Below are 10,885 nucleotides of genomic sequence, written 5' to 3'. Positions count from 1 at the left end.
TCGCAGGCCCGCGCGATCTGCCGCGAGGAGTAGACGCCGCGGCTGTAGGCGTAGAGCAGCAGCGCTACCATCATCGCCGGATGATAGGGCGGATAGCCCCGCAGCTCCCGCTCGTACGGCCCCAGCACCGCCGACAGGTCCAGCTCGCCGCGCACGATCTCCCGCACCAGGTGCGCCGGATGGTCCGCGGCAACGAACTCGTGCACCGACGGCGGCAACAGCCACCGCTGGTCCACCTCCCAAGCCCGATAGGTCTTGCCCATGAACCGTAGTGAATCACGACCACTGCCGAGCGTCGAGACAAAGGCGCTTACTCGGACAAGCTCCTAGATGGCGGCAGTGGTCTTCGACGGCGTCTGGAAGCGCTACGGCCCGGTCGAGGCCGTGCGCGACCTGCAGCTCGCCTGTCCGCAGGGCGAGATGCTGGCGCTGCTCGGACCGTCGGGCTGCGGCAAGAGCTCGACGCTCAAGATGGTCGCCGGGGTCGAGGAGCTGAGCGAGGGCGAGATCTTCTTCGACGACCGCCCGGTCTCGCAGCTCGGCCCGGGCGCACGCAACATCGCCATGGTCTTCGAGGACTACGCGCTCTACCCGCACCTCTCGGCGCGCGACAACATCGCCTTTCCGCTGCGGGTGCGCGGCACGGCGAAGGCCGCCGCGGCGAGGCGGGTCGACGAGGTCGTGGCGCTGCTCGGCCTGGAGGAGCTCGGCCAGCAGCGGGTGCGCGACCTCTCGGGCGGCGCCCAGCAGCGCATCTCGATCGGCCGCGCCCTGGTGCGCAATCCCGAGCTGATCCTCTTCGACGAGCCGCTCAGCCACCTCGACGGCGACCAGAAGGTCCGGCTGCGCGCCGAGATCAAGCGGCTGCAGCGGACCGCCGACCTGACCTCGATCCTGGTCACCCACGACCAGAGCGAGGCGATCGCCATGGCCGACCGGGTCGCAGTGATGAACGACGGCGTGCTGCAGCAGGTCGGCACGCCGGCCGAGCTCTACGACAGCCCGGCCAACCTCTTCGTCGCCAACTTCATCGGCGAGCCGCCGATGAACCTGCTGCGTGCCCGCGTCGAGCAGCGCGACGGCAGCAGCATCGTCGCGGGCGAGGGCTGGCTGAGCGAGCTCGACCGCCAGAGCGCCGTCGCGCTCGGCGCCCTCGCCGGCGCGCATGCCCTGGAGGTCGGCATCCGGCCCGAGCACCTGGTCGTGCTGCCGCGCGACGGGACCGGCGCCCGGCGCATCGAGGGACGTCCGGTGCCGGCCGAGGTCCGCTACCTGGAGCCGCGCGGCGACAGCGACGTCCTCACGCTCGCGCTGGCCGAAGGCGGCCTCCGCCTGACCGCCGAGGTCGAGGGGCCGACCGGCTGGCGGAGCGGCGATGCCGTCTCGGTCATCCTGCCGGCCCGGTCGCTGCACCTCTTCGACGCCGAGAGCGGCCGCAACCTGCGGAGGCGCTCGTGAGCGACGCGCCGTCCGGCCGTCTCGTCCTCGAGGGCGTCGCCAAGCGCTTCGGCGCGATCCAGGCGCTCGACGAGGTCGCGCTCGCGATCGAGCCGGGCGAGGTGCTGGCGGTGACCGGGCCCTCGGGCGCCGGCAAGACCACGCTCTGCCGGTTGATCGCCGGCCTGGAGCGGCCGGACCGCGGACGCCTGACCCTGGGCGGCGCCGACCTGGCGCAGGTCCCGGCGCGTCGGCGGCGGGTCGCCTATCTCTTCGAGAGCTACGCGCTCTTCCCCCATCTCAGCGTCTTCGAGAACGCCGCCTCGCCGCTGCGTGCGCCGGGCCAGCTGCCGCCGCTCGGCGCCGGCGAGCTGAGCGAGCGGGTGCAGCAGGCCCTCGACCTGCTCGGCATCGGCCATCTGGCCGGGCGCCTGCCCGCGGAGCTGTCCGGCGGCCAGAAGCAGCGGGTCGCGCTGGCCCGCGCGCTGGTCCAGGAAGGCGCGACGGCGACCCTGCTCGACGAGCCGATCTCGCATCTCGACGCCAAGCTGCGCCATCGCCTGCGCGGCGAGATCAAGCGGCGGCTCGCGGCGCGTCCCGCGCCGGCGATCTGGTCGACGCCGGACGGACTGGAGGCGCTGTCGGTCGGCGACCGGGTGGCGGTGCTGATCGACGGCCGGATCGAGCAGCTGGCGACGCCCCAGGAGATCTGGGAGCGGCCGGCGAGCGTCCGGGTCGCACGGCTGATCGGCGACCCGCCGATGAGCCTGGTCGAGGGCCGCGTCGCCCAGGGCGAGGGGCCGCCGGCGCTGGTCACCGGCGAGGGCGCGCGCCTGCCGCTGCAGCCGTCGCTGGCCGCCGGCCTGCTGCAGCTGGCCGGGCGCGAGGCGGTCACGCTCGGCCTGAAGCCGCGCGCGATCCGCTTCCTGCCCTTGGGCGAGGCCGGGGCCGGGAGCCTGCCGCAGGTCGAGATCTATACGGTCGAGCCCTTCGGCAAGCACGCCATCGTCAGCGCCCGGATCGGCGCGGCGCTGCTGCGCGCCAAGACGGCCGGCAACTGCGGCCTAGCCGTCGGCCAGCGGGTCGGCCTGCAGCTCGAGAGCGACGGGCTGATGGTCTTCGACGGCCGGAGCGGCAGGGCGATCGAGCTGCCGAGCCGCACGGCCGGGGTTGCGTGAGTGACGTTGCGAGTCCCTTCGACAAGCAAGCTGGGGAGCCAGAAAAGATGAACAGGAACGGCTTTACTCCGCGCTGCCGGCTGCTCGCCGGTGCCGCGCTCGCCACGGGCCTGCTGGCCGGCCTCGCCGGCCCGGCCTCGGCCGCCTGGTCCTATGCCGAGGCCGCCAAGCCCTACAAGGGCACGACGATCCACGTGCTGGACGAGATCACGCCGCTGCAGGAGACGCTGGCCAAGCTGGTCCCGACCTTCACCGAGGAGACCGGGATCAAGGTCGAGTACGAGCTGCTCAACCACTTCGAGGTGATCAACAAGGGCCAGGCCGACATGCTGTCGGGCCGCGGCTACTACGACGCGATCATGCTGCACGGCTTCCAGCTCGGCCCGATGCTCGACGCCGGCGTGCTGCGGCCGATCGACGACCTCAAGGCCAATGCCGCGCTCGCCGATCCGGACTTCGACGAGGCCGACCTGATCGAGCCGGCCTACAAGACCACGGCCTTCAGCGGCGGCAAGCAGTACGGCTTCCTGAACTGGAACTACAACCAGATCTACTGGGCGCGCGGCGACCTCTTCGGCGATCCGGGCGAGCAGGCGGCCTTCAAGGCGAAGTACGGCTACGCGCTCGCGCCGGCCACGACCTTCAAGCAGCTGCGCGACATCGCCGAGTTCTTCACCCGGCCCGCCGGCGCCACGCTGGCCGGCAAGACCCTGGACAGCCCCTTCTACGGCATCGTGCTGGAGGGCATCAAAGGCGGCTCCACCTTCCTGTCGATGTGGGGCAACTTCATCAAGTCCTACGGCGGCGACATCGTCGATGCCGACGGCCACCCGACCTTCGACACGCCGACCAACGTCGAGGCGATCGCCGCCTGGGCCGAGCTCTGGAAGTTCGCGCCTCCGGGCACGGCCGAGTACTCGCTGATCGACGTGCCGACGGTCATGGGCAACGGCATCGCGGCCCAGGCCATCGCCTGGTCCGACTTCGTGCTCGGCATCGACCGGCCGGGCGCCTCGCCCTACGCCGGCAAGTTCCTCTACGGCGCGATGCCCTACAAGGAGGGCATGGAGGCCAAGCGCTCGGTCGAGGGCGAGCCCTCCGCCATCGTGATCAGCCAGGCCAGCAAGAACCCGGAGGCGACCTTCCTGTTCCTGCAGTGGCTGGTCGAGAAGCAGCAGCAGACGAAGCTGCTGGAGGCGGGCCAGGGCGGCGTGCCGATCCGCGAGAGCAGCTGGTCCCTGCCGGTCATGCAGGACGGCCCGCTGGCCGGCATGTTCAAGGCCATGAAGAGCTCGCTCGAGGTCACCACCGGCAAGCCGAAGATGCCGAAGTTCTACGAGCTCTACGACGCGCTGACCGGCATCTCGCAGGAGATCGGCCTGGGCAAGCTGAGCCCGGCCGAGGGCGCCGCCAAGGCCCAGAAGGCGATGCTCGGGATCTGCGATCCCTGCCTGCTGAAGTAGGACTCCGAGCCACGTCACCCCTCACCCGCCTCGCTCTCGCTCGGCACCCTCTCCCCCAAGGGGCGAGGGTTCACCAGGGCGCCTCTCCTGAATCCCTCGCCCCTTGGGGGAGAGGGAGGGGCCCACGCGAAGCGTGGGAGGGTGAGGGGTGCGGCCCGGCTGGAACCGAAAGGTGATGCCATGGCGGCCATAGACACCGATCTAGCGGTTTCGCCCGCCTCCGCCACGGAGCCGCGCTGGTATCCCTACGCGCTGATCGCGCCGGCGATGATCACCTTCGTGCTGGTCGCGCTGGTGCCCTTCCTCTTCGCCGTCTTCATCTCCTTCCACCAGATGAAGTACGGCCGGCTCGGCGACTTCGCCGGCTTCGAGAACTACGGCGCCCTGCTGTCGGATTCCCGCTTCTGGAACTCGATGGCGATCGCCGCGCTCTTCGTCGCCATCGCGGTGCCGCTCGAGTTCATGCTGGGGCTGGCCGGTGCGCTCATGCTCTGCCGGCCGATCTGGGGCCGCTCGGCCCTGGTGCCGCTGCTCTTCATCCCGACCACGATGGCGCCGATCGTCGTCGGCCTGCTGTGGAAGATCATGCTGGCCGGCTCCTGGGGCCTGCTCTCGACCAACGTCATCGAACCGCTGGGGCTGGTCGGCGAGATCTCGATCTTCGCCTCGCCGGACCTCGCGCTCTACGCCCTGATCTTCGTCGACGTCTGGCAGTGGACGCCCTTCATGATGCTGGCCTTCTTCGCCGGCCTGCAGGCGCTGCCGGTCAATCCCTACCGGGCGGCGGCGGTCGACGGCGCGACGCCGGTCCAGGCCTTCTTCCGCCTGACCCTGCCGATGATGGCGCCGCTGCTGGTGGTGATCGGCCTCCTGCGCCTGATCGACGCCTTCAAGGTCTTCGACTCGATCTTCATCCTGACCGGCGGCGGCCCCGGCACCTCGACCGAGATGCCGAGCGTGCTGGCCTACAAGATGACCTTCGAGTTCTGGAACATCGGCGAGGCCTCGGCTCTGGCCGTGGTCGTCTGGCTGCTGTTCTTCGCCTTCTGCAACGTCTTCTACCAGCTCGCCAAGAAGAAGCTGAACGCCTTCTGAGGGAGTGCTCCCGGATGATGCCGACCGTGCCGAGGTCCTTCTTTTCGCCGTCATCCCCGCGCAGGCGGGGATCCAGGGCGGCCTGCTCGAAGCCCGCGACCCTGGATCCCGGCCCGCGCGGGGATGACGGACTCGGGGGCGTCCCGGCGGCGACCCGGAAGGCACCTGCCCGATGAGCACCGGCACGGAACGCCGCCAGCGCGCGGCCCGGCAGAAGGTCGCCTGGACGCTGCTCGCCGTCGCCGTGGCGCTGCTGGTGCTGTTCCCCGTGCTCTGGATGGCCAGCATGATGGTCAAGCCCTCGGACGTGATGTTCGCGCGGCCGACGGTCTGGCTCTTCACGCCGACGCTCGAGCACTTCGACTACGTCATCGAGCAGGGCTTCCACCTCTCGCTGCTGACCTCGCTGGCGCTCGGCGCGCTCTCGACGGCCCTCGTCGTGGTGCTCGGCACCCCGGCCGCCTACGCCTTCGCGCGCTACGAGATGCGCGGGCGCGACGACCTCTTCCTGTTCATCCTGGCGACGCGCATGGCGCCGCCGGTCTGCATGGTCATCCCCTACTACCTGATCTTCGCGCGCATCGGCCTGCTCGACAGCTTCGCCGGCCTGACGCTGGCCTACATGACCTTCAACCTGTCGTTCTACATCTGGGTGCTGCGCAGCTTCTGCCGCGACCTGCCGGTCGAGCTGGAGGAGGCCGCGCTGCTGGAGGGCTGGTCGCGCCTGCAGGTCTTCCGGCGCGTCGTCTTCCCGCTGCTGCGCAACGGCATCATCGCGACGGCGATGCTCTGCTTCATCTTCGCCTGGAACGAGTTCCTCTTCGCCTTCATGCTCGGCGGCAAGGCGGTCAAGACGCTGCCGGTCGCGATCCCGACGCTGATCACCACCCAGGGCGTGCGCTGGGGCGAGATGGCGGTGGTCGGCATGGTCGCGCTGACCCCGGTGATGATCGCCGTCTTCCTGCTGCAGCGACACATCGTGCGCGGCCTGACCATGGGCGCCGTGAAGGGCTGAGTCCGGACAAGGGAGAAAGAGCCGATGCCGACCCACCACCACCTGCCGTCGCGGCCGGAGACCGTGCACTGGGGCTTCTGGGACGCGCGCCTGGAGCCGGTGCTGCAGGTCGAGTCCGGCGACACCTTCACCATCGACACCCTGTCGGGCGAGCCCGAGGACATGCCGGGCTCCGGCTCGACGGTCGTCGAGGGCCACCGCGAGGTCCATGCCCGGAACCAGCGCGGGCCGGGGCCGCACTTCATGACCGGGCCGATCCACGTCGCGGGCGCCGAGCCGGGCGACGTCCTGCAGGTCAGGCTGCTCGACATCGCGCTGCGCCAGGACTGGGGCTGGAACCTGCAGCTGCCGCTGCACGGCACCCTGCCCGAGGACTTCCCTGAGAAGCGGCTGATCCACATCCCGCTCGACCGCGAGGCCATGGAGGCGCGGCTGCCCTGGGGCGGCAAGCTGCCGCTCAGGCCCTTCTTCGGCAACTTCGGCGTCGCGCCGCCGGCGCACTACGGGCGCTGCAACTCGATCGTGCCGCGCGAGTTCGGCGGCAACCTCGACAACAAGGAGCTGGTCGCCGGCACCACGGTCTACTTCCCGGTGTTCAACGAGGGCGCGCTCTTCTCGGCCGGCGACGGCCATGCCGTGCAGGGCGACGGCGAGGTCTGCCTGACCGCCATCGAGACCTGCCTGACCGGCACGGTCGAGCTCAGCGTGCGCAAGGACATGACGCTGGCGATGCCGCGCGCCGAGACCGCGGAGAGCTGGATCACCATGGGCCTCAACGAGGACCTGGACGACGCCGCCCGCCAGGCGCTGCGCGAGATGATCGACCTGATCGTCGAGCTCGCCGGGCTCCGCAGGCAGGACGCCTACTCGCTGTGCAGCCTGGCCGCCGACCTGCGCATCACCCAGATGGTCGACGTCAACAAGGGTGTGCACTGCATGCTGCCGAAGTCGGCGCTGCCGGCCTGAGCGGCGCGATGGACGCGATCCCGACGATCGAGGTCGCCGCGCTCGACGGCACGGCCGCCGAGCGCCACGCCTGCGCCGAGGCGATCGGCCGGGCCTGCCGGGAGGTCGGCTTCTTCCGGATCGTCGGCCACGGCGTCGAGCCGGCGCTGCTGCAGCGCGCCTTCGCGGTCGCGCAGGGCTTCTTCGCGCTGCCGCCCGAGGCCAAGGCGGCCGTCGCCCTCGGTCCGGCGAGCGGCTACCGGGGCTACTTCCCGCTCCGGGGCGAGGTGACCGATCCCGCGGCCGGCGGCGATCCGAAGGAGGGCTTCGACATCGCCTTCGGCGCCGCCGGGGAGCTGAACCGCTGGCCGGCCGGGCTGCCCGAGCTGAAGACGGTGCTGAGCGCCTACTACGAGGCCATCGCGGCGCTGGGCCGGACGCTGTCGCGCGGCTTCGCGCTGGCGCTCGAGCTGCCGGAGGACTTCTTCGCGGCCAAGCTGGACCGGCCGACGGCGATCCTGCGCGTGCTGCACTACCCGCCGGCCGGGTGGCCGGTCGATCCGGCCGAGCTGCCGGCCGGCTGCGGCGCGCACAGCGACTACGGCTACCTGACGATCCTGGCCCAGGACACGCAGGGCGGCCTGCAGGTCGAGCGCCGCGACGGGCGCTGGCTCGACGTGCCGCCGGAGGAGGGCTCCTTCGTCTGCAACATCGGCGAGATGATGGCGCGCTGGACCGCCGACCGCTTCCGCGCGACGCCGCACCGGGTGGTCCGGGTCGCGCCGGGCGCGCGCTACTCCATTCCCTTCTTCTTCCACCCCAATCCCGACGTGCTGATCGAGACGCTGCCGACCTGCCGGCGGGAGGGCGCGCCCCTCTATCCGCCGATCACCAGCGGCGACTACCTCGATCGCCGCCAGGCCGGCGCCTACGCCTGATCGTCGGCGTCCGCCGGGAACAGGCTGGCCTGGGCGAGATCGAGGCGGGCGGCGAGCGGCGCGCCGGCCGGGAGGCCGGCCGCGGCCGGCGCCGGCACCAGCGCGGTCAGGCTGCCGAGGTTCGGGACTTCGAGCAGCACGTGGGTGCTCGGCCCCTGGAAGACGACCTGCGCGACCCGGCCGGGCAGGGCGTCCGCGCTGCCGGCCTCGCAGAGCGCCACCGCCTCGGGCCGGACGAAGAGCTGCGCGTCGGCGCCTGGCGCGGGCGCTCCCTCGCCGCGCCAGCGCGCGGCCGGCAGGGCCAGTCTCCGCCCGCCGATCAGCAGGCCGACCGCGTCTCCCTCGACCGAGGCGACCCTGGCCGCGAGCCGGTTGGCATCGCCGACGAAGCCGGCGACGAAGGCCGTCGCAGGGTCGCGATAGCAGGCGTCCGGCCCGGCGATCTGCTCGATGCGGCCGGCGCGCATCACGGCGATCCGGTCCGACAGGGCCAGGGCCTCGCCCTGGTCATGGGTCACGAAGATCGTGGTCACGCCGTAGCGCTGCTGGATCGCCTTCAGCTCGACCTGCATCTGCAGGCGCAGCGACTTGTCGAGCGCGGACAGCGGCTCGTCGAGCAGCAGCACCCGCGGGTTGAGCGCCATGGCGCGGGCCAGGGCGACGCGCTGCTGCTGGCCGCCGGACAGCGCCGCCGGATGGCGCTCGCCGTAGCCCTCCAGCGCGACCGCGGCGAGCGCCTCGCGGACCCGGGCGGCGCGCTCGGCCTTCGGCACGCCGTGCATGCGCAGGCCGAAGGCGACGTTGCCGGCGACGGTCATGTGCGGGAACAGGGCGTAGCTCTGGAAGACCATGCCGATGCCGCGGCTGTGCACCGGCTGGTAGGTGACCAGCTCCTCGCCCAGGAAGACCTCGCCGCGGTCCGGCTCCAGGAAGCCGGCGACGATGTTGAGCAGGGTGGTCTTGCCGCAGCCCGAGGGCCCGAGCAGGGTCAGGAACTCGCCCGGCCGGACGTCGAGCGAGGTCTCCTCCAGCGCCTGGACGGCGCCGAAGCTCCTGGCGACACCCTGCAGCCGGACCGGCAGGGCCGCGCGGGATCTCGTCTCCTGGCGTTCGGCCGCGCTCATCGGGGACTCTCCATGGTCAGGATGCGGTCGAGGCCGACCAGCCGGTTGGCCAGCACGACCAGGATCACCGTGGTCACGATGAACAGCGTCGAGAGCGCGGCCATGGTCGGGTCGGCGTACTCTCGGACGTAGTCGTACATCGCGACCGGCAGGGTCTTGGTCGAGCGCGCCGTGACGAACAGCGAGGCGGTGAACTCGTTGAAGGACAGCACGGCGGCGAAGACCCAGCCGGCGAAGATGCCGGGCGCCATCATCGGCAGCGTGACCTCCAGGAAGACCCGGCCCGGCCGGGCGCCCAGGGTCGCCGCGGCGCGCTCCAGCCGTCGGTCGATGTTGCGCAGGCTGACGTAGATCGAGCGCAGCACGAAGGGCAGCACCAGCACGACGTGGGAGACGACCACGACGCCGAAGGTGCGGGCCTGGCCGACCTCGACGGCGAAGATCAGGAAGCCGAGGCCGATGGTGAAGTTCGGCACGACCATCGGCGAGACCAGCACCGCCTCCAGCAGCCCGCGCAGCCGGTGGCCGGAGCGGTCGATGTAGAGCGCGGCGGCGGCGCCGACGGCGACCGCCAGGGTGGAGGCGATCGCCATGACGATCAGGCTGTTGACCAGGCCGCGCTGGAAGTCCCGGTAGCCGAGCGCGGTCGCGTACCAGCGCAGCGACAGGCCGTCCGGCGGGAAGGCCAGGATCGCGCTGGCGTTGAGCGAGGCGATCGCGACGACCACGGCCGGCAGCACGACGTAGCCGACGATGGCGGCGACCAGCAGCGCGAAGCCGAGGCGGAGGGCGCGCTCGACCAGGCGCGGGGACAAGAAGCGGGGGCTCATGCGTGCACCGCCATGCGGTCGACCCGCGCCTGGCTCCAGCGCAGCAGCGCCAGCAGCAGCACGGTCAGCAGGATGGCCGCGAGGCTGAGCGCCGCCGCGAAGGGGAAGTTGAAGGAGGCGAAGCCGAGCTGATAGACGAGGTTCGAGATCATCGTGACCCGGCCGCCGCCGATCAGCTGCGGCGTCGCGAAGGCCGAGAGCGTCCAGGCGAAGATCGTCACGAAGCCCGAGACCACGCCGGGCATCGACAGCGGCAGGGTGATCAGGGCGAAGCGCCTGAGCGGCCCGGCGCCGAGCGTCGCCGCGGCGCGCTCGTAGCGCGGGTCGACATGGGCCAGCGCCGCGGCCAGGATCATCACCATGACCGGCAGCGAGAAGTGCACCAGCGCGATGCAGACGCCGAGCGTCGTGAACATCAGCTCCAGCGGCTGCCCGATCAGGCCGCTCCACAGCAGGATCCGGTTGATGAAGCCGTTGGCGCCGAGCACGTTCAGCCAGGCGTAGGTGCGCACGATCTCGCCGGTGAAGAGCGGCGTGATCGCGACCACGAAGAGCGCCGAGCGCAGCGCGCGCGAGGGCGTGCGGACCAGGGCGTAGGCCAGCGGATAGCCGACCAGCAGCGTCGCCGCGGCGGTATAGAGACCGATCAGCAGCGAGTCGCCGAAGACCCGCGCGTAGAGCGGGTCGACGAGGCGCGCCAGGTTGTGAAGCGTCGGCGGGCCGACCTCCAGGGAGCCGGGCACGAAGGTGCGGAAGGCGTACTGCACGATGGCGGCGAGGGCGCAGGCGTAGACCGCGGCCAGCAGCAGGGCCGGCAGCAGGAAGCGCCTGAGATAGCTCTGGTCGATCACGGAAGGGCG

General features: G+C 71.4%; 11 protein-coding genes. 7 read left to right on the top strand and 4 right to left on the bottom strand.

Going from position 1 to position 10,885, the window contains the following annotated elements:
- The coding region (locus B9O00_RS15905; RefSeq protein ID WP_143596251.1) for a transposase at positions 1–263 on the bottom strand (263 nt) is incomplete at its 3' end.
- Positions 264–330: 67 nt separating this feature from the next.
- Between B9O00_RS15905 and B9O00_RS15900 the strand changes: the two genes are divergently transcribed.
- The 7 genes from B9O00_RS15900 to B9O00_RS15870 all read left to right on the top strand — a co-directional run bounded on the left by B9O00_RS15900 (position 331) and on the right by B9O00_RS15870 (position 8,071).
- On the top strand, positions 331–1,458 hold the full coding sequence (locus B9O00_RS15900; protein WP_085123676.1) for an ABC transporter ATP-binding protein: 1,128 nt from the start codon (positions 331–333) through the stop codon (positions 1,456–1,458).
- Positions 1,455–2,615 carry an ABC transporter ATP-binding protein gene (locus B9O00_RS15895; protein WP_179243954.1) on the top strand — a complete coding sequence of 387 codons (1,161 nt, stop codon included), beginning with the start codon at positions 1,455–1,457 and terminating at the stop codon, positions 2,613–2,615. Before B9O00_RS15900 ends, B9O00_RS15895 begins: the two co-directional genes overlap by 4 nt.
- A gap of 47 nt (positions 2,616–2,662) precedes the next feature.
- Positions 2,663–4,078, top strand: a complete 1,416-nt coding sequence (locus B9O00_RS15890; RefSeq protein WP_085123674.1) for an ABC transporter substrate-binding protein — start codon at positions 2,663–2,665, stop codon at positions 4,076–4,078.
- Positions 4,079–4,258: 180 nt separating this feature from the next.
- Positions 4,259–5,173 (top strand): carbohydrate ABC transporter permease, encoded by a 915-nt coding sequence (locus B9O00_RS15885; RefSeq protein WP_200808536.1) that lies wholly within the window; start codon positions 4,259–4,261, stop codon positions 5,171–5,173.
- A gap of 172 nt (positions 5,174–5,345) precedes the next feature.
- Complete coding sequence (locus tag B9O00_RS15880; protein ID WP_085123673.1) at positions 5,346–6,188, top strand: carbohydrate ABC transporter permease; 843 nt, start codon at positions 5,346–5,348, stop codon at positions 6,186–6,188.
- A 24-nt stretch (positions 6,189–6,212) separates the two neighbouring features.
- On the top strand, positions 6,213–7,154 hold the full coding sequence (locus B9O00_RS15875; RefSeq protein WP_085123672.1) for an acetamidase/formamidase family protein: 942 nt from the start codon (positions 6,213–6,215) through the stop codon (positions 7,152–7,154).
- 8 nt (positions 7,155–7,162) lie between these two features.
- On the top strand, positions 7,163–8,071 hold the full coding sequence (locus B9O00_RS15870; protein ID WP_085123671.1) for an isopenicillin N synthase family dioxygenase: 909 nt from the start codon (positions 7,163–7,165) through the stop codon (positions 8,069–8,071).
- Here B9O00_RS15870 and B9O00_RS15865 read toward each other — a convergent pair.
- The 3 genes from B9O00_RS15865 to B9O00_RS15855 are packed head-to-tail and all read right to left on the bottom strand — an operon-like array spanning position 8,062 to position 10,876.
- The gene (locus B9O00_RS15865) at positions 8,062–9,195 is read right to left on the bottom strand and encodes an ABC transporter ATP-binding protein (RefSeq protein WP_085123670.1); all 1,134 of its coding nucleotides are present in this window, start codon (positions 9,193–9,195) and stop codon (positions 8,062–8,064) included. The genes B9O00_RS15870 and B9O00_RS15865 overlap by 10 nt on opposite strands.
- Entirely contained in the window at positions 9,192–10,025 is an 834-nt protein-coding gene (locus tag B9O00_RS15860; RefSeq protein WP_085123669.1) for an ABC transporter permease, read from the bottom strand. The genes B9O00_RS15865 and B9O00_RS15860 overlap by 4 nt, the downstream gene beginning before the upstream one ends.
- Positions 10,022–10,876, bottom strand: a complete 855-nt coding sequence (locus B9O00_RS15855; protein WP_089229717.1) for an ABC transporter permease — start codon at positions 10,874–10,876, stop codon at positions 10,022–10,024. Before B9O00_RS15855 ends, B9O00_RS15860 begins: the two co-directional genes overlap by 4 nt.
- Positions 10,877–10,885: the final 9 nt, after the last annotated feature.

The organism is Tistlia consotensis USBA 355 (assembly GCF_900177295.1).
GTDB lineage: Bacteria > Pseudomonadota > Alphaproteobacteria > Kiloniellales > DSM-21159 > Tistlia > Tistlia consotensis.
The sequence above is the reverse complement of the archived record's forward strand: the minus strand, read 5'-3'. Positions and strand labels throughout refer to the sequence as shown.

Excerpts from the sequence above, each read along its gene's own strand:
- B9O00_RS15900 (WP_085123676.1), top strand. The coding sequence starts at position 331 with ATGGCGGCAGTGGTCTTCGACGGCGTCTGGAAGCGCTACGGCCCGGTC.
- B9O00_RS15890 (WP_085123674.1), top strand. The coding sequence starts at position 2,663 with ATGAACAGGAACGGCTTTACTCCGCGCTGCCGGCTGCTCGCCGGTGCC.
- B9O00_RS15885 (WP_200808536.1), top strand. The coding sequence starts at position 4,259 with ATGGCGGCCATAGACACCGATCTAGCGGTTTCGCCCGCCTCCGCCACG.
- B9O00_RS15880 (WP_085123673.1), top strand. The coding sequence starts at position 5,346 with ATGAGCACCGGCACGGAACGCCGCCAGCGCGCGGCCCGGCAGAAGGTC.
- B9O00_RS15875 (WP_085123672.1), top strand. The coding sequence starts at position 6,213 with ATGCCGACCCACCACCACCTGCCGTCGCGGCCGGAGACCGTGCACTGG.
- B9O00_RS15870 (WP_085123671.1), top strand. The coding sequence starts at position 7,163 with ATGGACGCGATCCCGACGATCGAGGTCGCCGCGCTCGACGGCACGGCC.
- B9O00_RS15865 (WP_085123670.1), bottom strand. The coding sequence starts at position 9,195 with ATGAGCGCGGCCGAACGCCAGGAGACGAGATCCCGCGCGGCCCTGCCG.
- B9O00_RS15860 (WP_085123669.1), bottom strand. The coding sequence starts at position 10,025 with ATGAGCCCCCGCTTCTTGTCCCCGCGCCTGGTCGAGCGCGCCCTCCGC.